This is a genomic window from Streptomyces sp. NBC_00631, from assembly GCF_045206895.1.
Lineage (GTDB): Bacteria > Actinomycetota > Actinomycetes > Streptomycetales > Streptomycetaceae > Streptomyces.
Map to the genome: position 1 here is coordinate 1,495,200 of NZ_CP107734.1, position 22,642 is coordinate 1,517,841.

Below are 22,642 nucleotides of genomic sequence, written 5' to 3' on the forward strand. Positions count from 1 at the left end.
CTCGATCTGAAGCGGCTGGAGGTGGCGCGGGCCCTGGCCACCCGTCCCCAGGTGCTCATCCGAGGTCGCGGCTGGCCTCGTCGGCCGGGAACTGGACGAGGCGATCGACCTCATCCGCCAGGTGCACGGCCTCGGGATCACCGTGCTCCTGGTCGAGCACATAGAGCGGGTCGTACGGGAACTCGTCGAGCGGGTCCTGGTCCTCGACTACGGGCACGCATGGAGCGTGTCCATGTCGTCTTCCCCGTCCCGGCCGAGCGCGCCACGCAGGAGGCCGGAACCATGTCGGGGGGCCGGCAGCAGATGCTCGCCGTGGGACGCGCTCTGATGGCAGACCCCAAGGTACTGGTCTGCGACGAGATCTCACTCGGCCTCGCGCCCGTGGCCATCGACGCGCTGTACCGGGCACTCTTCGAGATCAACTCGCAGGGCGTCGCGATCGTCCTGGTGGAACAGAGCGTCAACCGGGCTCTCGGCATCTCCGGCCACGCGGTCGTCCTGTCCCGCGGACGCATCTCCTGCAGCGGCGCGATCCGGCGGGGCTGTTCAGCGACGAGGCCCTGGTGGCGGACAGCGACAGCGCCGCACGAGCCTTGGAGCACGCGTGACGGCGCGGGAAGAGTGCGCGGGAGAAGTGCTCCTCGCCACCGGCGGAGGAGGAGGGATCGGCTTCGCCACCGTGGATCTGCTGCCGGCACGGAGGGCGTCGGTCGTGGCCCTGGGGCCTGCCTGATCCGGCTCAACGGTCGAAGGTGCGGGGACGCGAAGGGGCGGTCGCTGTCGTCGGGGACGCGGCGGCCGAGGACGGTGTCCTGCGGGCGCTGGACACCGCCCTCGGCCGATAGGGCCGACTGACCGCGGTCGCCTGCTGTGCCGGCGTGGGCACCTTCGGGACCGTCCTGGACGATGCGGAGCAGGGGTACAAGACGCTCCGCGTCACTCTCGACACGGCTTGTGTGACAACCCGGCTCTGTCTTCCGGCACTGATCGACACCCGGAGGTCGATCGTGCTGGTCTCCGCAGGCGACGCCGACGGGGACGACGCCGCGCCGTTTGCTGGTGGCGGCGTCGCCCCTGGTGAAATCGGCCTGCCTGATCACGACCATCGCCGACCCCGTGACCGTCATGGCAACAGGCTGCTGCGGCGTAACAAGTACATGCGGTGCGGTACGGGAGTGTCCCCGCCGTCGCGGGGTTCAGCTTCCGCGGACGACGTGCAGCACCTTGGTCTCGGTGTAGGACAGCAGGCCGGCCAGTCCGCCGGCCACGCCAAGACCACTCCACTTGTGCCCGCTGAAAGGCACGCCCGGTGCCGGCAAGGCGTGCGTGTTGACCCAGGAGGTCCCGCATTCCAGCCGGGCCGCCACCGCCGCGGCCCGCTCCGGGTCCGCGCTCCACACCGAGCCGTCGAGCCCGAAGTGGGTACGGTTGGCCCGGGCCACCGCGTCCTCGACGTCGTCGTACGGGATCACCGGCAGAACGGGCCCGAACTGCTCCTCGTCGACGACGCGCACGCCGTCCTCGAGATCCCTCAGGATGGTCGGCGCGAAGAAGGAGCCGTCACCGTCCAGGCGCCGGCCTCCGGCGGCCGCGGTGGCACCGCCGGCCAGCGCGTCCGACACCAGCTCCTGGACCCTGGCGAACTGCGGCGCGGTGGCGAGCGGTCCCATCTGGACGCCGGGGAGCATGCCGTCACCCACTTGGACCGACCGTGCCCGGTCCGCCAGGGCGTCGACCACCTCGGTGTACCGGGCGCGTGGTACGTAGAGACGTTTCAGCGCCGCGCAGATCTGCCCGCAGTTGACGAACGCGCTCCAGAACAACTTGTCGGCGTGGACGTCGAGGTCGAAGTCGTCGAGGAGGATGCCCGCGTCGTTGCCGCCCAGTTCCAGGGTGAGGCGCTTGAGGTCGGGCGCAGCCGACGCCGCCACGTGCTTTCCGGTGGCGACCGAACCCGTGAACGACACCTTGCGAACTGCGGGGTGTTCGGCGAGCTGCGCACCCAGCGGGTCCCGGCCGCTGACGACGTTCAGCACGCCCGGCGGCAGCGCGTCACGCAGAACGGCTCCGAGTGCGAGCGAGGACAGCGGCGTGAAAGGAGACGGTTTCACTACCACCGTGTTGCCCGCCAGCAGGGCCGGCGCGAATTTCATCGCGGCCTGGATCAGCGGGACATTCCAAGGGGTGATCGCCGCGACCACGCCCATGGGCTGGTGCAGCACCTCGATCCGCTCCTCGTCATCGTCCCGGATCACCTCCCGGGGCAGGTCGAGGGCGGCCGTACCCCGCAGGGTCAGCGCGGTCACCATAACCTCGAAATGCGCGTCGGCCAGGGGCTTGCCCTGCTCCATTGTGAGCAGGGTGGCGAGCTCCTCGGCGCTCTCCTCGATGCGTGCGGCCGCGGCCAGCAGCGCGCTGCGGCGAGCGCCGATGTCGTCGCGCCAGAGCGGGAAGGCGTCGGCAGCCGCTTGCACCGCGTCGTCCAGCTGAGCTGGTGAGCACTCGGGGGCCTGGGCGAAGACCCGGCCGGTGGCGGGGTTGCGCACCCCGAAGGTGTCGATGGTGTGAACGTCCTTGCCGCCCACTGTCATCGGGTGGTTTTGCTCGGACACGTTGTCTCCTGGAGTGCGGGGCGGTCGGTGCCGTCCGGAATATGAGGAGCGTGATGGTGGGAAGAGCGAGTACCGCGGAGGGAACGGGGTTCAGCTCCGTCAGGACACGACGTGCATGCGGCAGGGAACGGCGTTGAACTCGTCCGGTCCGTTCTCGCCGACGACGACGGTTCCGCCGATGTTGACACGGTGCTGTCCCGTACAGGCGTTGGGTTCGAAAGCGAACGCCATGCCTGGGACGAGTTCCAGGTCGGAGATCGGCTCGACGGTACGGAAGACACGGCGGGTGTCCTGACCGGGGATCTGTTCGGCGTTCAGAGCGATGTGCCCCGCGAAGGCCGCGGGAGTGAGACTGTGCACCAGGGGGGTCATGTTGTAGTGGCCGGCCTTCAGGAGGGGCTCGCTCATGGCCCGGGCGACGTCGAGGAAGGCCGCTCCCGGACGCAGGGCCCGCAGGCCGGCGTCGTAGCAGTCACGGGCGACGTCGTGGAGCGTGTGCAGCACCTTCGGTACCGGCTCGACCGCGACGGACATCTGGACCTGTGTCTCGAATCCGCCGTAGCAGGACATGATCTCGGCCTGGACCAGGTCGCCGGGCTGGACTGTCCGGGAGGGGCCGCCGGCGTAGGTCCAGTAGGGCGGTGCCCAACCCGGGTCGTCCGCGCCGACACTCATGATGACGTGGGGGTAGGTGGTGGTGCACGAGTTGCGGTGGAGGACCTCCACGGCTGCCGCGTAGATCTCGGCCTCGCGTACGCCGGGCCGGATCATCTCCAGCATGGTCTGGCACGCTTCCTCGGCCGCCTGGGCGGCGAAGCGGACCAGTTCCAGTTCCTGCGGCGTCTTGGGCAGCATCGTCTGGGCGAAGTCGAGGGACATGTCCTCGAATTCGGCCTCGGGCAGGTTGTTGAGGACGTAGTCCCACATCATGTGGGTGATGAGGCCCTCCATTTCCCCCGCCGAGCTCCCGGTCATGCCGACCACGCCGATACGACTCGACGTCAGTCCCTCTTCGGTGAGTGCCTGGACCACCCCGCGGCCGAACGGACCGACGCGTACGTCGTCGATCCAGAAGCGCACATCCCGCATGTTCGCGGCCAGGCGGCGGGTGTAGCGGTGATGAGTCCAGGTGAGGTGCACGGGGTCGCGGTCGGCGAAGAAGACGACCACGCCGTCGAGGACCTCGTTGGCGAGGTAACCCTCGTACCGCTCGCGGCCCTTGAGGCCGAAGACGAGCAGACAGTCAAGGTCCTTGTCCCGCATGAAGGCACGCGTGCGCTGCCAGCGCAGGTCGCGGGCGTCGAAGGGAAGGACGGGATACTGCTTCGCGGTCATGCCCCCACCCCCTCGGCGGCCTCGGCGAGGTCGCTCTCCAGGATCCGCGGATCGGCGCCCGCCGCCTCTGCCACGTCCCGGTAGTACTGCAGCCAGTCGGTGCCCTCGGGGACGTGACCGCCGCCGGCCATGAGGCCGCGGGTGAGCTCGGTGTCGTTCAGGGTGGCCGGGAGTTCCCCGGTCGTTGCGTACGCGTCGACGGCCTTCAGGAGGCGCCGCCGGGTCCGGCTGATCATCAGGTCCGAGGCGGAAAGGTGCTCGTAGGTCCGGTCCACGACTGGTCCCATGCTTTCAGTGATCATCTTGTCCTGGATCTGGATACCCTGCACTCCGGTGTAGTTGCCCTTCGTCTGGGCGTCCCGGTCGAGGAAGTAGTTGTTCTCCTCGGACGGGCTGAGCCGCCACCTGCCGTACCAGTCCTGGTCGTTGGGCTGGAGCAGGTCTGCCATGCGGACCTTGACACCCGGCAGCTCCCCCGCCGAGGAGTGGAACGCGGACCTGCCGTCCACCAGCGCTCGAGGCCGGCTGAGCTGGAAGATCATGGAGTGGGTGTCGTCCATCGGCAGCCAGAACCGCACGACGGGCTCTTCGACCTCGAAGGGGTTCTGACCGGGGATGGTCCAGGACGGCAGCAGCTGCTGGGTGTAGTGCCAGTAGTCGGGGGCGAAGCTCTCCGGCCTGCGGTGGGCCTCCATGGTGCCCCCGACGGTGTTGACGACCTTGGTCTCCACGGCCCTGCCACTGGTGACCCACCTGAGGACGAAGTGCTCGCCGACGTCCTCGGGGTCGTGGCCGCCGTGGTGGAGAAAGGAGAGATGGGCCGCGTCGATGTCCCCCTCCATGCCCTGGAGCCAGTTGCACTCGCGCAGCCACATCTGGATCTCCAGCTCCTCGTCGTCGGCGACCACGCCGATCACGGGCAGCGGCGGCGGGGTCTCGCGCGACCCCATGTAGATCCAGACGAGGCCGTTGCGTTCCCGCACCGAGTAGGCCTTGGCCCGCACGCGGGTGGGCACGCGTCCTCCCGCGCTGCTCGGAATGTCGGTGACGCGGCCCTCCACGTCGAACATCCAGCCGTGGTAGGAGCAGCGCAGGCCGCCGTTCTCGTTGCGGCCGAAGAACAGGGAGGCGCAGCGGTGCGGGCAGCGGTGGTCGAAGATGCCCATCCGGCCGCCGCTGTCGCGGAAGCCGACCAGACGTTCGCCCAGGGCCATCAGGCGGACCGGGGCGCCGTCGGCCTCGAACTCGGAGGACCGGGCTATCGGCAGCCAGAACTGGCGGAAGAACTCTCCGGTCGGACTGCCTGGGCCGACCTGGGTCAGCTTGGCGAAGGGGTCAGTCATGAAGCGGTCCGTCTCTGTGCGGGGATACGGGACTCGCGCACTCACCAGGCGCGTGCGGGCCCGACCAGGTTCATCCGGTCCAGCGGATACAGGTCGCTGACCTCTGGTGTGGCCCAGCCGAGGTCGACCGGGTGGGTGACCTCGGCGAAGGTCAGGGCCAGCTCGAAGAGGGCCTGCTCCCGCGGGGGCATGTCGTCGAGGGGGAAGGCGTTGAGATGGTTCACCACCGCTTCGATACGGGGGAGCATCGCGGCGCACAGCTCACGCAGGTCCTCGATGTCGGCGGCGCGCATCGCCTCCATCCGCGCCTGTGCGTCGCGCAGGCGCCACCGCTCCAGGAAACGCTCCAGGTCGGCGAATCCTTCGGGAAGTCCCACTGCTGTGGAGAGCTCCATCACTTGGCTCCGATCAGTTCGTCGACGAGTCCGTAGCGGTGCTGGAGCGCGAACTCCTGCAAAGAGAGATAGACGTCGCTGATGGCACCCGACTCCAGGCCGCGCTGTACGTCTTCCATGGCGGCCAGGTCCTCGCGGGACACGGTGTACTGCAGGGCCCGGCTGTAGGCCTGGGCCAGGCGGTCGCCGGCGTGGCGAGCCTTGCGGGCGTAGACGTCGAAGACGACTCGGGAGTGGTTGCGGTCGATCGGCCAGACCGTGACGACGCTGTACCAGTGCGAGCCGTTGAGGATGGCCACGTTGGGGAACTGCCACACGATGTCGAAGAACCAGGGGTGGTGGCGGGTGCGGTTCACCCCCGGCGGCAGCATGGAGAAGTCGGTCTCCACCGCCGGTGTCTGCTTGCGCCCGAGGTCGAACAGGGCACCCTCGACGGGCGGGCTGACGTAGTCGGGGTTGGACGGGTTGCTGGAGCGGATGTGGCGGTCGTACATGTCGATCACGGGCTTGTGCCGCATCGGGTTGCTCTTGCCGGCCAGCTTCGGCTGGGTGCGCCGATGCAGGAAGACGGTGTGGTACCCCTCCGAGAAGGAGTCCATGGCGATGTTCCAGTTGGCCCGGACGTCGATGGACCAGCAGCTGATCTTCTCCATCTCGCTGTAGTAGTCATCGAAGCCCTCGGCGAGCTCCCCCAGCCAGCCGTCGAGCGGCTCGGGGTTGTCGCTGAAGTTGGCATAGATGAGGCCATACCGGACCTCGACGTGGATCGGTACCAGCCCGAGGCGGGACTTGTCGACGGAGCGGAACTGCTTCTCGTCCGGCACCGAACGCAGTGATCCATCACTGGTGTACGACCAGCCGTGGAGCCAGCAGGTGTGCGCGGACGACGTCCCCTCGGCGAAACCGCAGTCTGTGGGGATCACCTTCTTGCCGCGGTGACGGCACACGTTGTGGAACGCACGCACCTCCCCGTCCCGGCCACGCTGCACCAGCACCGAGATGCCGAAGGTGGGCACGTCCAGGACGTAGTAGCTGCCCGGCTTCGGCAGGTCGTTGACGTTTCCGACCAGGAACCACGACGGACGGAAGACCTTCTCGACGACCGCGTCGTGATATTCCTGCGTCAACTTGTCCTTGACGGACACGACATCACGCAGGCCGGCGAACGGATTGGGTGCGGACGGGGTCCCGTCGGCGAGTGGGGAAGCAGGGCTGACAGCGGCTTCAGACATATGAGCTCCATAAGTTAGGACGCTAGTCCTGTCATAGGGGACAGTACGGGAAGGTGAGACCACCTGACAAGCAGGGCGACCTTAAATGCCTTTTACCTGCACATAAATTGACCCGCTCCACATCAGGACCGCACCTCAGCCCGGCTTGACCTCTTCCATGTGCGGCTATACGGTCCCTCTAGTGTCCCAATGAACAGAGGCATTTCCTGAATATCAGGACACAATCAACCTCATGACAAGGAGGGGCGTCCATGTGGGACCCCAGCAACATGTTTCTCAACGGGCCTTACGCGCCCTGGCGTGAGCAGGGCGAGGCCTTCGACCTGGAGATCGAGGGCCGGCTCCCCGAGGAGCTGAGCGGTGCGCTGTTCCGGGTCGGCCCCAGCCCGCTCTACCGCCCGGAGAACCCGAGCCGATATCACTGGTTCGACGGCGACGGCATGGTCCACGCCATCTTCCTGCGTGACGGCCGGGCGAGCTACCGCAACCGCTACGTGCAGACCGCGGGCCTGAAGGAGGAGATGGAACTGGGCCGGGGGATCTACGGCGGTTTCATGAACGGCAGGGACACCCCCCTGCCGCCCGGCAAGTTCCCGAAGAACCCCGCCAACACACACGTACAGATGTACGACAACCGTCTGCTGGTCTTCTGCGAGGGCCTCCCTCCGCACGAGCTGCGGCCGGACACCCTGGAGACGGTCGGCGAGCAGTACAACTTCCGCGGAGGAGTCGTCGGCCCCCTGACCGCCCACCACAAGGTCGATCCGACGAACGGCGACTTCCTCACCTTCGGCAACATGGACGGCGCGGTCACGTGGTATCGAGCCGACCGTGACGGGAACATCCTCGACCGCCACTCGCTCGATCTGGGATTCCCCGCCTTCACCCATGACTACGCCGTCACCACCGACTATGCGATCTTCTCGGTCAGCCCGGCGACGGCCAGCTTCGAGCGCATACTCACCGGTCAGCCTTCGACGGTCTGGGAGCCGGAGAAACTGGACACATGCCGCTGGGCCGTCCTGCATCGCAGGACTGGCGAGGTGACGTGGGTGGAGGCTTCCGACGCCTTCTCCGTGACCCACTTCCTCAACGCCTACCAGGACGGCACGAAGATCATCGTCGACGGGCACCGCGTCGGCCAGTTCGGCCCCACCCTGAAGGACCTGGAGTCACCGCCGCCGGGCGGGGACTGGAACTGGTGGTTCAAAAAGATCTTCACCACCCCCTGGCGCTGGGAACTCGACCTCGCCACGGGGACGAGCAAGGACAGCGAGATCACCGACATTCAGGGTGAGTTCCCCCGGATCAACGATCAGCGAACCGGACTGTCCCACCAGTACGGCTACTACTCGACGTCACGCGGAGCCGGCGACTGGTTCACCGACGGCCTGGCCAAGCACGACTACGTCACGGGCGAGACGTCGATGCAGACACTCGACGGTGCACTGACCTCCCCCGGCGAACCCGTCTTCGTGCCCCGCCCCGGCGCCCAGGCCGAGGACGACGGCTGGCTGCTGTCGATCTGGTGGGACCCGACCACCGACCGCAGCGAGGTCATCGTCCAGGAAGCCCAGGACTTCACCGGCACGCCCATCGCCCGGATCAAGCTCAACCACCGGGTCCCCATCGGCTTCCACGGCAGCTGGTCCGACGCAGCCGAGCTCGACGCCGCCGTGCACGGCGCCTGAGTCCCCGGCGAATCCGCTGGCCGGCGGGGTGCCAGAGCTCCCCGCCGGCCAGCGCATGCCCGCGCTCGGATCATTCGGCAACGCCCAGAGGATCTGGCGGCACCGAAAGTCCTGCCCCCCGGGCTTTCCCTGCATGTGGCAGGACACCTCCCGGCCGCGAGACACCTTTTCACCGTGGCCGCTGGGCCGTGCCGTTACCGGTCCTTGTCTTTCGTTCGCCGTCTGGAGGTCTGGTATGTCGTCCGGCACCGTCACACCCCCGGTAAGCCGCGGTCTGGTACCGCTCGCAACACTTCTCGTGACCGCACAGAGTTACCAGATCGTCGCGTTCCCCAACTTTTTCCAATCCCTGCTCGCCGAGCCCGGCTGGCACCTGTCGCCGGGCGGTGCGGGTCTGGTCGGGAGCACCGTCTTCCCCGGGATCCTGGCAGGCGCTGTCGCGGCTGTGCCGCTGGCCCGCCGTCTCGGCCGCCGACGGGCGACGCTCGCCTCGTTCCTGTGGCTCACGATCTGGTCCGGAGCCGGCGCGCTCGCCGCCGCCCCCTGGCAACTGGGATTGCTCAGAATGATCGCGGGGATCGGCATGGGCGTCGCCTTTCCACTGATCCTCAGCTTCCTGCACGACGCCGCCGGCCGAGCCACACGCGCCCGCGGCGATGTCGCCGCCCGAGCCAAGGGCATGCTTCCGTTCGTACTGCTCGGAATGCCGATCGCGGGGATCTTCACGCAAAATGTCGCGGGCGCACTGCCGGTCCACCACGGTTGGCGTCTCCTCACAGCCATGGGAGCAGGCCTGGGGATCGCTGCCCTCGCCCTGTCCGCGCGGCTGCTGCCCCGCGGTTCTGACACATTCAACCTCGCCCCTGATCAGGCAGGACAACGCGAGCCCCGTCGACGCTTCATCATGGGGGTGGGCGTCGCCCTGGTCGCGGTGAACCTCATCGCCTGCTCGCGCCTTATCGCACTCCACTCCACGGACCTGCGCTTCAACACGGCACTGAACGCGGGCGCGGTCCTGGCGCTGTTCGCCATATCGGGTGTGGCGATCCACCGCAGAGAGACACGCACTCCCCTGTGGCAGACCGTCCGGGCCACCTCCGCGTTCCTCCTGTTCACCGTTCCTACCGCCGTGGTGACCGTGATCTCGGTAGCGATCCTCCTCGCCGGGCAGAGCCTCGCCGTCGTCATGACGCTGGGCGGTGTGTGGATCGCCGACGGCTACTGCCGGTCTCTCGCGATCAGCGTGGCACCGCGCGTGCTGTACGCCCTCCCCCATCCCGCCGTCAAAGAGACCGGCGACACCGCACCGGTGCCTCAGCCGCTTGGCCCTGGTACGCACGAATGACGGCGACGTACGGCCCCGGGGGGCGCACCCCGTACGGCAAACCGTCGCACGTTCGGTACGGGCCACGGCTCTCCACGACGCCGGGCGGCCCGGTCCCCCGGTTCCCTCCGATTGTTCCGCGAGCGGCAGGGTGATTCAGCGTCCAGCCCTGCTGTCGAAGTCCGCCAAGAGGATCCGCATCATGACCGACCTGTTCGACCTCGTTGTGGCCGATCGCCGCCAAGAGGCATCCGATGTCGTATCTCTGACCCTGCGTTCCCCCGACGGCCGTCCACTGCCCACCTGGGAACCCGGCGCCCACATCGACCTGGCGCTCGCCAACGGGTTGGAGCGCCAGTACTCCCTCTGCGGCGGCGACACATACTCATGGCGCATCGCTGTCCTGCGCGAGCCCGACGGGCGGGGCGGATCCGAGTTCGTCCATACGACGCTCCAGCGCGGTGCACGGGTACGGGGCCGTGGTCCCCGCAACCAATTCCCCCTGGAAGCCGCGCCCGCCTACCGCTTCATAGCCGGCGGCATCGGCATCACTCCGATTCTTCCCATGCTTGACGCAGCCTCCCCAGCCCCGTGGAGGCTGCTCTACGGTGGGCGCTCCCGCAGCACCATGGCCTTCACCGACGAGCTGACGGCCCGTCACCCGGGGGGCCGCATCGTCATCCACGAGGGCCTCCTCGATCTGCGCGGCAACCTTGCGGACCTGCGCCCGGGCGAGCTCGTCTACGCCTGCGGCCCCGCTTCACTGCTTCAGGCAGTCGAGCCCCTCGTCCCTGCGGAATCGCTCCGCACAGAGCGCTTCACGCCGCGCGTGGTGCAGGATTCCGCCGCTGACACCGCCTTCGAGGTGGAACTCGCCCGATCGCGCCGGACCTTGCCCGTTTCCGCGGACGAGTCGATCCTGACGGCTCTGCTGGCCGCAGGCGTGGAAATCCCGTTCTCATGCACCGAGGGCATCTGCGGCACCTGCGAAACCCGAGTCCTCGCCGGCACTGTCGACCACCGCGACAGCATCCTGAGCCCACACGAGCAAGCCACCGGTGAAACCCTGATGATCTGCGTCTCCCGAGCCCGGACCCCACGCCTCACCCTCGACCTGTAGGACACCCTGGTTGGGGGGAGGTCGCAGAGTCGTGGGCCGGGCGGAGCGCGTCTCATGAACTGATGTAGCCGAGCATGGTCCCGGAACGCGCGTGTGTCCGCTCGGAGCGTGCATCCGTTGGCCGCGCATACTGGTCATCCCGACAGCCACAGCGCCCTGGTGGCCGCGACCCCCGCTGTCTTCCTCGGCGCAGCCTGGCAACGGTGCCGCGTTCGCGCACTTTCCGCCGGCGCACTGGAAGAAGATCTGGTCGACTAACCCGCTGGAACAGCTGAACCGGCATGTCAAACGGCGATGCGACGCCGTCCGAGTCTTTTCCGCCCCCCGGCCTGGACGGGCTCGCGGCCGTGCCGAACTCCGCGACGTCGGCAGGCCTTCGACCACCGTTACCTCGTGCTGCCGCATCTGCTCGGCACGCGATGGCCCCGCAGTTGGCCAAGACACGGTTGGTGGTGGACCGACCCACCTGAAGCTCGCTCGCCAAATCGGTCAGCGCGAACCCAGCATGCTGCTACGACCCCAGGTCGCTGTCCAAAGCTGTGTGGGTGCCGAATCTCTGCGCGTGATAGGTCAACGGCGCGCCGTCGCGATGGTGGGCGTGCAGGGCGTTGCCCAGCAACACCATATGGTCTCCGACACGGACCATCGACTCGACCTCACATGCCAGCCGGCCAAGCGCGATCGGCAACCGCGGCAGTGCACGGTCGAGAAGTCACCGGGTGTCCGCGAACTTGGCGGTTCTGCCTTTGCGGCCGAAGCCCAGGGCCGCATCCGAGTGCACCGAGCCCAGAATGTTGACGCCGAACCGGCCGGACGGGTCCACGACGCTCAAGTCCGCGCGGCGGGTGCCACCACCGCGCGGACTCCCGGGAAGACCCACTGCGTGAACGGAGTGCAAGGCAGCTCCCGCGTCACGGGCCGGGCAGACGAACTGCGGCGGCTCACCACACTCACTCCGATGAACATGGGAGTAGCTCCGTCGGGCAGGCCGCCGTGGCGGTCATCATCAGCCGTCTCAGACTCGTCGGCAGGAGCACTTGTTCACTTGGAACGCAGTCCCGCCAAAGGCTCGGTCGCTGCCTGCCCGACCTGGCGGAGAAAGGCATCGATGCGATCGTTCGCCTGATCCGCAAGGGAGAGAGGGAATGAGGTGAAGCCATGTACGCCGCCGGGGTAGATGGCCAGTCCGGCCGGGCTGCCGGCCGCGATCCAGCGGGCGTGCATGAACAACGAGTCGTCCAGGAACGGGTCCAGGGTGCCCACCGTGAACAGCGCCGCCGGGAGATCCCGCAGATCCGCGAAGAGGGGGGACAGATCCGGGTCCTGGCGATGTTCGCTGCGGGGCGCGACCGCAGCGGTGCACGCTCGGATGATCTCGGTCGAAACCGGTACCGCGCCGACGCCCAGCAGCGTCTGGCTCGGGGTCATCGAGAGATCGAAGTTCCCGAAAACCAGGTTCGCCGCCTGGAAGCCGGTGGTCCCACGCCGTTCGCGCAGCCGGACCAGGACGGAGGCCGCGAGGGTCGCGCCCGCGGACTCGCCGCCGATCGCGAGCGCGTCGGTTCCGAATACCGACTGAGCGTTCTCGATAAGCCATATCGCCGCGGCCTCGGCGTCATCCCATGCCGCCGGGTGAGGGTTCGTGGGAGCCAGTCGGTAGTCCACGTCGATGCAGGCGAGGTCGGTGTTCCGCGCTATCCGCTCCATCATCTGATCCGACTGCGCGGCGCTGCCTCCGACGAAACCGCCGCCGTGGAAGTGCAGATAGACACCCTTGGGGCGGTCCGGAGCGATGACCCGCAGAGCGAGTTCGTGGCCGCCCTGTCCCGTTATCCGGATGGTGCGCGCACGTTCCGAAGGCGGCGTGGGAGGCACTGGAAGGCCGCCACCGCCCGCCACGGGACCATGCAGGCCCTTCAGCCGTTCGCGAAGCTGCAGGTTGAAATCGGCTGTTTCCGGTGTGATCGCTTCTGCCCGGAACAACGTCTCATCAAGCCCGCTCACTCGATCCAACCCGAACGTCGTCATCGCGACCCCGAACCGCTGAGGAGAGCCGAGGATTCCGTAGCGTTCACGCCGATTCTGCGGGCCGCGGGCCAGCACATGGAACTGGGAGAAGGCCCGCCCGGGCCAGAACTCAGCTCCTCACACCGCCAGGGCTTCTTCAGCCCCTGCCGGACGGTCATCCCTGATGTCCGCGCCGACGCCGTCCCCGGACCAATGCCACTGCCAGTTCCGGCGGTGAAGGCAACCCTGCCTGCAAGGTCTCTCATGTGCGCACGACCTCCTCGTCAAGCACGCCACAATGTCCTGCATAATCGAACCGTACTCTCGATTAGCAGAACAAGTGAAGTCGAGGAGGTGCCGACGCGTCAAGTTTCGCTCCCATGCCTCGGGCGGAGTGCGCTCATACCGCGTCGGCCACCGGTCTCGTCCGCATCAGCCCCGAACTGGTGCGAGTGGCCGGGGCGGGCCGTTCAGACATTCGCGCCCGACTGAGACCGATGATGGAGAACCTCGCCCAGGCGCTCGGGGAAACCCACGGCACTCGCTGCGGCACCTGAGCAGATCGCATCGTCGCCGTCGGGCGAGCCACGACGCGTGCAACCACCCATCTCACAGGGAGCTGTGCCGCCAGACGGGACCTGCGACCACCAGCCCATGACTCCGGCCCCCCACACGAACTCGCCAGTACCCGCCTCGGTCGGTGCTGGTGCCGACAATCGCGCCCACGTCGGGCATGCCGATCATCGCCCTGGCATGCTCGTCAAAGCGGCGATCCAATCGCGCTGCCACTCACCGACAACCCGCGGCAGTCCCGCCGAGAGGCCCCTCCCGGCCGGCCGTGCCAAATCGTCACTCGCCGTTTCGCAGCTGATCCAGTCCGCGCAGGACGAGGTCGAGACCGAAGGAGAACTCGTCCTCCAGCCGCACCGGCAAGGCGTCGGCGACCGCTGCGGTCGCAGGGTAGACATGTGGGTCCACCTCACGGAAGGCGGCGGCCACCCGCGCGTCGTCGCGATCTGGACCGCCATGCCCCTTGAGCTGGATTGCGAAGCCCAGGACATAGTGAGCCAGGGTCGCGTAGGCGTGTGCCGCCGTCCGTGGCGGGAAACCATTGTCGAGCAGTACCGCGATGCAGCGTTCGCGCAGCGCCATGGCGTTGGGGCCCATCGGATCCTGCTCCGCGAGCAGCGGGGCCGCGTTCCGGTGCCGGCGCAGGATGTCGAACATCCCGTTCGCGATCGTCCGGCAGGCCTGCCGCCAGCCCATTGCGGCGAATTCCTCCGCTGTGACCTCGACTGCGCCGAACATGCCGTCCACGACGTGCGCAACGAGCGCTGCACGGTTGCCGAAGTGTCGGTAGAGGGTCGCCGTACCAGATCCCAAACGTTGGGCCAGGGCGCGCATGGACAGCGCCTCGGCCCCGTCCTCCTCCACGATCTCCATCGCCGCGGCGATGATCCGCTCCAACGGGACGGGCGGTCGCCCCGGCGAGCGCCGAGGCGACGGCCCACCTGCCTGCACATCCCTGCGCTGCGCTGTCACACGGAAAGTATGACCTGATCGAGGTGCCGACCATGACGACAACGTCGCCCCTCACACACGCCTCGTCAGCATCGGGAACTCTGCCGCGCTCACGCGGGTGACCCCTTTGAGTTGCACCTTGCGCAAGACTTACACATTGAGTAATGTTGCACAGAGTGCAACTATGTTTGTATGACTCAAAAGACAGGAGGCCTGCGCGAGCGCAGGCGCCGTGAGACGCGGCAAGAGATCCGGGCCGCCGCACTGCGACTGGCCGGAGAACGCGGTTACGACAAGATCACCATCGATATGATCACGACCGAAGCCGACGTCTCCCATCGGACCTTCTTCAACTACTTCCCGAACAAAGAGGCGGCCGTCATTCCCCCGCCGCCACAACTGGCGGACGAGGAGGTCGAGGCCTTCACCGCCGCCGGTCCCGCGCATCCCGGCAGGATCCTGGCAGACCTGACCGAGCTGCTCCTGCGGGGCGCGGCCGAGCGTCCACCGCAACGGGACGAATTCGCCGCCACCTTCTTGTTGACCCGCGAGCACCCGTCAGTGCTGGCCGCGATGCTGGCCAGTTTCGCGGAGTTCGAACAGTTCCTGGCCGGCGTCGTGGCATCACGCACGGGAGAGCTGCCGGAGGACGACGCGCCGCGTCTGATCGCCGCTCTGGCGATGACCGTCCTCAGGACCAGCATCGAGGGCTGGGTGGCCGAAGGCCTGCAGGACAAGGACGACAGCGCGCTGCCGGACGTGGAGCGCGTGATGACCTTGCTCCGCGCCTTCCTCGGCCCCTGACCTCGGCATGGTCCCTTGTCGGCTCGCCCCGCCCAGGCCACCGCCACGACGCGTTCACCTCTCTGGAGTGACTCGATGACCCACCCCTCTCATACGGAGCAGACCGAGCAGCCTGGCTCCTCCACACTGCCCCAGCGATTCGGCCTGTTGTTCGCCAGCCTCATGGCGACCATGCTGCTCGCCTCACTCGACCAGACGATCGTCTCCACCGCGCTGCCGACCGTTGTCGGTGAACTGCACGGCCTGAATCACATGGCGTGGGTCACCACCGCCTACATCATGGCCGCCACGATAGGCATGCCCCTCTACGGCCGGTTCGGCGATCTGATCGGCCGCAAGGCCCTCCTCCTCAGCGGGATCGGCATCTTCGTCGCCGGGTCGGTACTCGCCGGGGCCGCGACCAACATGACCATGCTGATCATCGGGCGGGCTGTTCAGGGACTTGGCGGCGGCGGGCTGATGATCACGTGTCAGGCGATCGTGGCCGAGCTTGTTCCACCGCGAGAGCGTGCGCGGTTCATGGCCCCTATGGGCGCGGTATTCGGCTTCTCCGCCGTGGCCGGCCCGCTTCTCGGCGGCTGGTTCACCGACACTGTCTCATGGCGGTGGTGCTTCTGGATCAATCTGCCTGTCGGTGCCGCCGCCTTCGCGGTCGCCGCCTTCGCCCTGCGTACGCCTCGCAAGTACGTCAAGGTCACCATCGACTACCTCGGCATCACTCTGATGGCTGTCGCCGTCGCTGCGACGGTGCTGGTCGCTGACTGGGGCGGTAACGAATACGGCTGGACGGACCCGTTGGTCCTCGGCCTGGCCGCCGGCGCCGTTGTCGCCTGGATCCTGTTCTTCCTCTCGCAGCGCCGAGCCGCGGAGCCGATCGTCCCGCTGTGGCTGTTCCGCAGCCGGATCTTCAACATCGCCACGCTGATGAGCCTGATCGTGGTGGGCGTCGGCATGTTCGTGGTCGTCGCCTATCTGCCCACCTACCTACAGATGGTGTACGGCGTCTCGGCGACCGAGTCAGGGCTGCTCCTTCTCCCCATGATCGTCGGCCTCATGGGCGCCGCCATCACCTCCGGTCAGCTGATCAGTCGTACCGGCCGCTACCGGATATACCCCCTCGTGGGCTCACTGCTGGTGGCCATCACCGCCGTCCTGTTGTCCACCCTGGGTGTCGACACTCCGGTAGCACTGGTCTCCGGATACACCTTCCTGCTCGGCGTCGGCGTTGGGCTGGTGATGCAGAACCTGGTCCTGGCCGTGCAGAACGCGTTCCCCACCAGTGAAGTCGGCACCGCGACCTCCGCCAACAACTTCTTCCGCGAGATCGGCGCCACGGTCGGCACCGCGGTGGTCGGAGCGGTCTTCGCCCAACGTCTCACCGACCAACTCTCCGCGCGGCTGGACAGCAGCAGCGTGAGCGGCTTGGGCGGCACCAACTCCCTCACTCCGTCGCTGGTGCACTCACTGCCGGAACGGATCCAGGACTCCGTGATCGCCGCATACCAGCACGCTCTGACGCCGATCTTCGGGTACATGGCCGCTCTGTTGGCCATCGGTTTCCTACTGGGCTTCCTCTTGCCGCAGAAGGAACTCGCCCGCACCAACGCCGCGGACGACGACGCCGAGCCGGCTTCCGACCCCGAGCAGGCACAGGACGGCGAGCAGACGGCCACACGCACCTGACACCTCTGTCGGTCTGCAGCCAACCCAGGGGGCAGCCCGGTGGGTCGAACCTCCCCCTCTTGCCCTGGTGGGTCCTGCCCACGGCCTCGACGCGGAGCGGTAGCGGACGTGAGCGGGGTGCGATCACAGGCAGCCTTCGCGCAGGGACGGGGATCAGGCGCAGCTGAGCCGGCGGATGGCGGGAAGGCTCGGCATGAAGAAGTACTCGCCAAGCACACTCGATCGAGCACACACGTCGGCCGCATGCCTCCCCTACAGCATGCGGCCGAACGTGCCATCAGGTCACGGCAGATCAGGACCGAGCCAGTGCCGGGCCTTCCGTCAGGTCTGCGACTGGAGCGCGGTCTCCTTCGTGTCGGGCGTTGCCGCCCTGTTCCGCTCGGCTCGGCGGCCGGCACGGCGCTCACGCCGGGTCTCGACCATCGTGTAGAGGGTCGGGATCAGGATGAGTGTCAGTACGGTGGAGCTGAACAGTCCGCCGATGACGACCACGGCGAGGGGCTTGGAGATGAAGCCGCCCGAGCCGGTGATACCGAGAGCCATGGGGGTCAGGGCGAAGATGGTGGCGAGCGCCGTCATCAGGATGGGCCGCAGCCTGCGGCTCCCGCCCTCTCGGACAGCCTCCGGGATGCCCATGCCCTGGGCCCTGTACTGGTTGATCAGGTCCATCAGCACGATGGCGTTGGTCACCACGATGCCGATGAGCATGAGCAGGCCGATCAGTGCCGCGACGCCCAGCGGGGTGCCGGTGACACGCAGCAGTGCGATTGCCCCGGTGGCGGCGAAGGGTATCGACACCAGAAGGATCAGGGTCTGCCGGATGCTGCGGAAGACTGCGACCAGTACCAGGAACACGATGGCGATGGCCGCGACGATGGCCAGGGCGAGCTGGGTGAAGGCGTCGCTCTGGCTTGAGGTGATGCCGCCCATCTCGTAGGAGACGCCCGAGGGCAGGTCCGCCTTCTTCACCGCGTCCTCCACCGCACGGCTGGCGGCACCGGTGTTGTCGCCGACCGGGGTCGCCGAGACAGTGACGGACTCGGTACCGTCGACACGTGACCGCTCGACGGGTTCTTCGGTCTGCTGCACCGTGGCGACCGCGTCGAGCCGAATGTCGCCGGAGGATGTGGAGATCTTCAGCGCGCGCAGTTCACTGACGGAGTTCGGTGCGTCGGAGGCCGTCCTGACCACCACGTCCCGCTGTGTGCCGTCGACCGTGATCTGGGTGACCGTGGAGCCCTGGACGGCCTCGGCGACCGACGAGGCGATGCTCGATTCGGTCAGTCCGTGCTCGGCGGCCGCCTCGCCCTTGGCCCGTACGGTGATCTGAGGCGCCTCCTGGGACAGGTCGCTCGTGACCGCGGTGACCTCGTCGACCTTCTTCAGCGCCGTCACGACGCGGTCGGAGGCCGTGGCCAGCGCTGCGTTGTCATCACCCTTGAGCGTGACCTCGACATCGCTGCTGGTGCCGAAGCCGGTGGTGGAGCCGAACGTCAGGTCGCCGACGCCGTGGAGCTCGTCGAACTTGCCGCGCAGCGAGTCCTCCACCTCAGTGGAGTCGGCGTCGTCCTTCAGGGCGATGCTGTAGGTGGCGCTGTCCGCTACCGAGCCCGTCGAAAAGAAGCCGCCCGCCGAGCCGATCGTGACCTGGTACGAGTCGACACCGTCCGCACCTGCAAGCACCTCCTCGACCTTCTTCGCCGCCTGACTGGTCCCGTTCAGGCTGGTTCCCGCCGGCATGGTCTGGGTGACGCTGAGGGAGCCCGATCCGGAATCACCGAGGAAGCTGGTCTTCAGCCCCGTGACCATGCTGAAGGTCACCACGAGCAGCACGACGGCAAGGCCGAGCACGGACTTGCGGCGCCGGGTGGCCCACTCGATGACAGGAACGTACACGCGCTGCAGACGGCCGTTGCGCTCCTCTTCCTCCACGTGGGCGCGGAATTGCTCGGGCTCCTTGCCCGCGGCTTCCTTCGGCGGCTTGAGGAACCAGTACGCCAGGACGGGCACGATGGTCAGGGCCACCACCAGGGAGGCGACCATCGCGACGGTGACGGTGACGGAGAACGGCGAGAACAGTTCGCCCACGATGCCGCTCACCAGGCCGATCGGCAGGAAGACAGCGACCGTGGTGAGTGTGGAGGACGTGACCGCGGTCGCCACTTCGCGCACGCCGGTGAGAACGGCGGTGCGCTTGTCCTCGCCGTATCCGAGGTGCCGTTTGATGTTCTCCAGGACCACGATCGAGTCGTCCACAACCCGGCCGACGGCCATGGTGAGGGCGCCCAGCGTGAGGACGTTCAGCGAATAGTCCTCGATCCACAGCGCGATGAGTGCGATCAGCAGGGACAGCGGGATGGACACCGCCGTCACCAGCGTGGAACGGATGGAGCGAAGGAACATGACGATGATGATGATCGCCATGAGCACTCCGAGGATGCCCTCCTCAAGGAGACCGTTCACCGACTTGCTCACCTGCGGGCCGTTGTCGGAGATGACCGTGAGCTTCGCGTGGTGACCGAGGGACTTCTCAAGTTCCGGGATTTTGGCGCGGACGTCGTCGGAGATGGAGACGGAGCTGCCGTCGTGGTCCATCGTGACGGAGATGCCCAGGCTCTCCTTGCCGTCGGTCCGGGTCAGAGTGGTCGCGTCCGCGTCCTGGATCTTCACCGAGGCGACGTCCTTGAGCTGGACCGGGTTCTGGGAACCGGAACCAGTGGACGTCGTACCGGTGCTTCCGGTGAAGCCACCGCCCATGCCGGAGGCGGCACCCGCGCCCGAGCCACTCGTGGTGCTTGTGCTCGATCCCGACGACGAGGTCAGCCACAGGTCCTCGACCTGCCGCACCGAGGTTATGGACCCACCGGTCTCGATGCTCAGGCTTTTGCCGTCGGAATCGACGGATCCGCCGGCGCTGGTCGTGCCGTTCGACGTCAGCGCAGACTTGATCGACTGAACGGTGAGGCCCGCCTTCTCCAGCTTGTCGGAGTCGGGGGTGATGGTGACGACCTGGTCCGTTTCCCCGGACACGGTGACCTGGTTGACGCCGTCGACGGCCTTCAGTTCGGGCTCGACCTTGTCCGACAGGTCGTTGGCGAGCTGCTGCTGATCCGCGTCGGAGGTCGCGGCCAGGGTGATGGTCGCCTGGGCACCGGTGCCGCCGGTGACGACCTGAGGGTCGACGCCGTCCGGGAGTTTCACGGTGCTCTTGTCGAGGGCCTGCTGCACTTCGTTCGCCTTCGCGTCGGTGTCGGCACCGAAGTCGAACTGCAGAAGGACGGTCGCCGAGCCGGTCCGCGAGGTGGAGGTCATCGTCTGCACCGAGTCGACGCTCTTGACCGCGTCCTCAATGGGCTTGGCGACCTGCTCCTCGACGACGTCGGGAGACGCGCCCTGGTAGGTGGCGGTCACGGTGACGGCGGGAAAGGACAGGTCGGGCAGCAGCTGCTGTTTGAGGGACGGTATGGCGTACGTCGCCAGGGCGATGACGAGCAATGTGATGAGGGCGGCCAGCTTGCGATTAGCGAGGCTCAGCCTGGACAGCCAGGACATGGGGACGGTCTCACTTCTGCGGTCGGACGGAAGAAAAGCAAACCGTCCCGGGCCATGGGGTCCCCGGGACGGCAGGTCCCAGCCTGCCCGCCTCCTGCTGTGTCCGTCGTCGCCCGGCCGCGGTGATTCCACGTACTGCGGACGCGGAACCCGGCCGATCGGCTACCGCGTTCGCGGACCCTCACAGTGCCTCGCCGGGCCGTACCAGACCGGTCTCGTAGGCGATGGTGACCAGCTGGGCGCGCTCGCTGACACCGAGCTTGGCCATGGCACGGTTGAGGTGCGTCTTGACCGTGTGCCGGCTGAGCCTCAGCCGGTCGGAGATGTCGTCGTTGGTCAGTCCGGTCGCCAGCAGCGTCAGCACTTCCCGCTCCCGCGGTGTCAGGTCCTCCAGCAACCGTGTCTCCCTGTCCCAGGACCGGGTCGAACCCAGCCGGAAGCGGGCCATGAGGGCGGCTGTCGCGGCCGCCGACAGCAAGGGCCGGCCGGCGCCGATCTTCTCGATGGCATCCAGGAGTTCCTCCGGGTCAGCACCTTTGCCGATGAAGCCCAGGGCTCCCGAGCCGATCGCCTCAGCAACGTACTCGTCGACCTCGAACGTCGTCAGGATCAGTACCTTGACGCCGGACAGGTCAGGATCCGCGGTGATCGCCCGGGTCGCTTCGATGCCGTCCGTGCCAGGCATCCGGATGTCCATAAGCACCACGTCGGGACGGTGTTGCCGGGCGAGAGCGACGGCTTCGGCGCCGTTCGAGGCCTCACCCACCACCTCCATGTCAGGAGTGTTGTCGAGGAGGCGCCGCAACATGCCGCGCAGCAGGGCCTGGTCGTCGGCCAACAGGACACTGATCATCAGCACAGGCCCCTCTGTTGCTTCGGCTCTGCCCGCCAAGTGGCGGTGCGACTCAGCGGCAGCCGGGCCGCGACGCAGAACCCGCCTTGGGATCGCACTCCGATATCGGCGGTGCCGCCGACGGCAGCAACCCGCTCCCGGATCCCGATCAGACCGCGGCCTGTCCCTCCACCGTTCGGCGGACACAGTCCGGCGGGGCCTTCGTTGTCCACTGTGATGCGCAGCGAGTCATGCCCGACGTCGATTCCGACCCGCGCGGTGTCCACTCCGGCGTGCTTGCGCACATTGGTCAGTGCCTCCTGGACGATGCGGTAGCCCGTCACGTCCACGGCCGAAGGGATGAAGCGCTCCTCGCCCCGCCGGACGACCTCCACCGTCAATCCAGCCCGCTCGAACGAGAGCACCAGGTCGTCAAGCCTGCCCAGCCCGGGAGCGGGCTCCAGTGGTGGCGCGGCCTCCTCCGGCTGCGCCAGAAGTCCTACGATGGAGCGTAGCTCGTCCAGGGCACCCTTCGACCCGTCACGGATGGCGGTGAGCCACTCGGCCATCTGCACCGGGTCGTCCCGTCCCACGTGGACGCCGATTCCTGCCTGCGCGTTGATCAGAGTGAGTTCGTGGGCGACTACGTCGTGCAACTCGCGCGCTATGCGCATCCGTTCGGCCGCCACCCGGCGAGCGGCCTCTTCCTCGCGGGTCCGTTCGGCACGTTCGGCCCGCTCCTCCAATGCCCGGACGTAGGCGCGGCGGTTGCGGACCGCGTCACCGACTGCGGTGGCCAGCCCGATCCAGCCCACGGCACCCACCTTTTGCGGTCCCAGCACCGGCCCCGGCTGGAAGAGAAGTGCTGCCACGACCGTGCTGGTGGCGACCAGGGCAGCGGCGATCCACGCCGCCCGCCGTCCCATGCGCAGCGCCAGAGCGTAGAGGCAGACCATGAGGGCGGGCAGTGCGGGCGTGGGTGTACCACCGAACGCCTGCTGGACGAAGGTCAGCACTGACAGCGCGGCCGCTGTCGCCATCGGCGCACGCCGTCGGGCCGGCAGGACCGCGCCGTACGCGAATGCGAAGGTGACACTCACAGCATCCGGCCGTCGCAGGCCCCCCGCGATCGGATCGACGAACGCGGAGAGTACGGAGATGACGATCACTCCCCCGACCAGGCCAGGTTCG

At 67.6% G+C, this 22,642-nt stretch carries 18 protein-coding genes and 2 pseudogenes; 8 read left to right on the plus strand and 12 right to left on the minus strand.

What is annotated here, in order from left to right; translation table 11 throughout:
• Positions 1-55: 55 nt before the first annotated feature.
• The gene (locus OHB00_RS07050; protein ID WP_406432354.1) at positions 56-217 is read right to left on the minus strand and encodes a hypothetical protein; all 162 of its coding nucleotides are present in this window, start codon (positions 215-217) and stop codon (positions 56-58) included.
• 2 nt (positions 218-219) lie between these two features.
• On the opposite strand from OHB00_RS07050, the pseudogene OHB00_RS07055 reads away from it, so the two are divergent.
• Both OHB00_RS07055 and OHB00_RS07060 read left to right on the plus strand, forming a co-directional pair.
• Positions 220-348: pseudogene (locus OHB00_RS07055) on the plus strand (ABC transporter ATP-binding protein); the annotation flags it as partial.
• Positions 349-604: 256 nt separating this feature from the next.
• Positions 605-733 (plus strand): hypothetical protein, encoded by a 129-nt coding sequence (locus OHB00_RS07060; protein ID WP_406446368.1) that lies wholly within the window; start codon positions 605-607, stop codon positions 731-733.
• A gap of 463 nt (positions 734-1,196) precedes the next feature.
• On the opposite strand, the gene OHB00_RS07065 is transcribed toward OHB00_RS07060, so the two are convergent.
• The 5 genes from OHB00_RS07065 to OHB00_RS07085 form a co-directional block, all read right to left on the minus strand.
• On the minus strand, positions 1,197-2,591 hold the full coding sequence (locus tag OHB00_RS07065; protein WP_406445639.1) for an aldehyde dehydrogenase family protein: 1,395 nt from the start codon (positions 2,589-2,591) through the stop codon (positions 1,197-1,199).
• 120 nt (positions 2,592-2,711) lie between these two features.
• Entirely contained in the window at positions 2,712-3,947 is a 1,236-nt protein-coding gene (locus tag OHB00_RS07070; RefSeq protein WP_406432356.1) for a M24 family metallopeptidase, read from the minus strand.
• Positions 3,944-5,290: a Rieske 2Fe-2S domain-containing protein gene (locus tag OHB00_RS07075; RefSeq protein ID WP_406432358.1), complete on the minus strand. Its 1,347-nt coding sequence runs from the start codon at positions 5,288-5,290 to the stop codon at positions 3,944-3,946. Before OHB00_RS07075 ends, OHB00_RS07070 begins: the two co-directional genes overlap by 4 nt.
• Before the next feature lie 41 nt (positions 5,291-5,331).
• Positions 5,332-5,685 (minus strand): hypothetical protein, encoded by a 354-nt coding sequence (locus tag OHB00_RS07080; RefSeq protein WP_406432360.1) that lies wholly within the window; start codon positions 5,683-5,685, stop codon positions 5,332-5,334.
• The gene (locus OHB00_RS07085) at positions 5,685-6,917 is read right to left on the minus strand and encodes an aromatic ring-hydroxylating dioxygenase subunit alpha (RefSeq protein ID WP_406432362.1); all 1,233 of its coding nucleotides are present in this window, start codon (positions 6,915-6,917) and stop codon (positions 5,685-5,687) included. Before OHB00_RS07085 ends, OHB00_RS07080 begins: the two co-directional genes overlap by 1 nt.
• Positions 6,918-7,168: 251 nt before the next feature.
• Here OHB00_RS07085 and OHB00_RS07090 point away from each other — a divergent pair, with 251 nt between their 5' ends.
• From OHB00_RS07090 to OHB00_RS07105, 4 genes and pseudogenes are all read left to right on the plus strand, one after another.
• Positions 7,169-8,608 carry a carotenoid oxygenase family protein gene (locus OHB00_RS07090; RefSeq protein WP_406432364.1) on the plus strand — a complete coding sequence of 480 codons (1,440 nt, stop codon included), beginning with the start codon at positions 7,169-7,171 and terminating at the stop codon, positions 8,606-8,608.
• 235 nt (positions 8,609-8,843) lie between these two features.
• Positions 8,844-9,953 (plus strand): MFS transporter, encoded by a 1,110-nt coding sequence (locus OHB00_RS07095; protein ID WP_406432366.1) that lies wholly within the window; start codon positions 8,844-8,846, stop codon positions 9,951-9,953.
• A 181-nt stretch (positions 9,954-10,134) separates the two neighbouring features.
• Positions 10,135-11,052 (plus strand): PDR/VanB family oxidoreductase, encoded by a 918-nt coding sequence (locus tag OHB00_RS07100; RefSeq protein ID WP_406432368.1) that lies wholly within the window; start codon positions 10,135-10,137, stop codon positions 11,050-11,052.
• A 208-nt stretch (positions 11,053-11,260) separates the two neighbouring features.
• A pseudogene (locus OHB00_RS07105) lies at positions 11,261-11,377 on the plus strand (transposase); the annotation flags it as partial.
• A 186-nt stretch (positions 11,378-11,563) separates the two neighbouring features.
• Here OHB00_RS07105 and OHB00_RS07110 read toward each other — a convergent pair.
• The 3 genes from OHB00_RS07110 to OHB00_RS07120 form a co-directional block, all read right to left on the minus strand.
• Positions 11,564-11,740, minus strand: a complete 177-nt coding sequence (locus OHB00_RS07110; RefSeq protein WP_406432370.1) for a hypothetical protein — start codon at positions 11,738-11,740, stop codon at positions 11,564-11,566.
• Positions 11,741-12,093: 353 nt separating this feature from the next.
• Entirely contained in the window at positions 12,094-13,080 is a 987-nt protein-coding gene (locus OHB00_RS07115) for an alpha/beta hydrolase (protein ID WP_406432372.1), read from the minus strand.
• Positions 13,081-13,908: 828 nt separating this feature from the next.
• A complete protein-coding gene (locus OHB00_RS07120) occupies positions 13,909-14,526 on the minus strand; it encodes a TetR/AcrR family transcriptional regulator C-terminal domain-containing protein (RefSeq protein WP_406432374.1) in 618 nt (205 codons plus the stop codon).
• 246 nt (positions 14,527-14,772) lie between these two features.
• Between OHB00_RS07120 and OHB00_RS07125 the strand changes: the two genes are divergently transcribed.
• Positions 14,773-15,384, plus strand: coding sequence for a TetR/AcrR family transcriptional regulator (locus OHB00_RS07125; protein WP_406432376.1), 612 nt, complete (start codon positions 14,773-14,775; stop codon positions 15,382-15,384).
• Between the two features lie 75 nt (positions 15,385-15,459).
• Positions 15,460-17,067 (plus strand): MDR family MFS transporter, encoded by a 1,608-nt coding sequence (locus tag OHB00_RS07130; RefSeq protein WP_406432378.1) that lies wholly within the window; start codon positions 15,460-15,462, stop codon positions 17,065-17,067.
• 321 nt (positions 17,068-17,388) lie between these two features.
• On the opposite strand, the gene OHB00_RS07135 is transcribed toward OHB00_RS07130, so the two are convergent.
• From OHB00_RS07135 to OHB00_RS07145, 3 genes are all read right to left on the minus strand, one after another.
• The gene (locus tag OHB00_RS07135; protein ID WP_406432380.1) at positions 17,389-20,619 is read right to left on the minus strand and encodes an efflux RND transporter permease subunit; all 3,231 of its coding nucleotides are present in this window, start codon (positions 20,617-20,619) and stop codon (positions 17,389-17,391) included.
• 181 nt (positions 20,620-20,800) lie between these two features.
• Positions 20,801-21,475, minus strand: coding sequence for a response regulator (locus OHB00_RS07140; protein WP_406445641.1), 675 nt, complete (start codon positions 21,473-21,475; stop codon positions 20,801-20,803).
• Positions 21,472-22,620: a sensor histidine kinase gene (locus OHB00_RS07145; protein WP_406432382.1), complete on the minus strand. Its 1,149-nt coding sequence runs from the start codon at positions 22,618-22,620 to the stop codon at positions 21,472-21,474. Before OHB00_RS07145 ends, OHB00_RS07140 begins: the two co-directional genes overlap by 4 nt.
• Between the last annotated feature and the right edge of the window lie 22 nt (positions 22,621-22,642).

Excerpts from the sequence above, each read along its gene's own strand:
- OHB00_RS07130 (WP_406432378.1), top strand. The coding sequence starts at position 15,460 with ATGACCCACCCCTCTCATACGGAGCAGACCGAGCAGCCTGGCTCCTCC.
- OHB00_RS07095 (WP_406432366.1), top strand. The coding sequence starts at position 8,844 with ATGTCGTCCGGCACCGTCACACCCCCGGTAAGCCGCGGTCTGGTACCG.
- OHB00_RS07075 (WP_406432358.1), bottom strand. The coding sequence starts at position 5,290 with ATGACTGACCCCTTCGCCAAGCTGACCCAGGTCGGCCCAGGCAGTCCG.
- OHB00_RS07070 (WP_406432356.1), bottom strand. The coding sequence starts at position 3,947 with ATGACCGCGAAGCAGTATCCCGTCCTTCCCTTCGACGCCCGCGACCTG.
- OHB00_RS07100 (WP_406432368.1), top strand. The coding sequence starts at position 10,135 with ATGACCGACCTGTTCGACCTCGTTGTGGCCGATCGCCGCCAAGAGGCA.
- OHB00_RS07115 (WP_406432372.1), bottom strand. The coding sequence starts at position 13,080 with ATGACGACGTTCGGGTTGGATCGAGTGAGCGGGCTTGATGAGACGTTG.
- OHB00_RS07090 (WP_406432364.1), top strand. The coding sequence starts at position 7,169 with ATGTGGGACCCCAGCAACATGTTTCTCAACGGGCCTTACGCGCCCTGG.
- OHB00_RS07085 (WP_406432362.1), bottom strand. The coding sequence starts at position 6,917 with ATGTCTGAAGCCGCTGTCAGCCCTGCTTCCCCACTCGCCGACGGGACC.
- OHB00_RS07080 (WP_406432360.1), bottom strand. The coding sequence starts at position 5,685 with ATGGAGCTCTCCACAGCAGTGGGACTTCCCGAAGGATTCGCCGACCTG.
- OHB00_RS07065 (WP_406445639.1), bottom strand. The coding sequence starts at position 2,591 with ATGACAGTGGGCGGCAAGGACGTTCACACCATCGACACCTTCGGGGTG.
- OHB00_RS07125 (WP_406432376.1), top strand. The coding sequence starts at position 14,773 with ATGACTCAAAAGACAGGAGGCCTGCGCGAGCGCAGGCGCCGTGAGACG.
- OHB00_RS07135 (WP_406432380.1), bottom strand. The coding sequence starts at position 20,619 with ATGTCCTGGCTGTCCAGGCTGAGCCTCGCTAATCGCAAGCTGGCCGCC.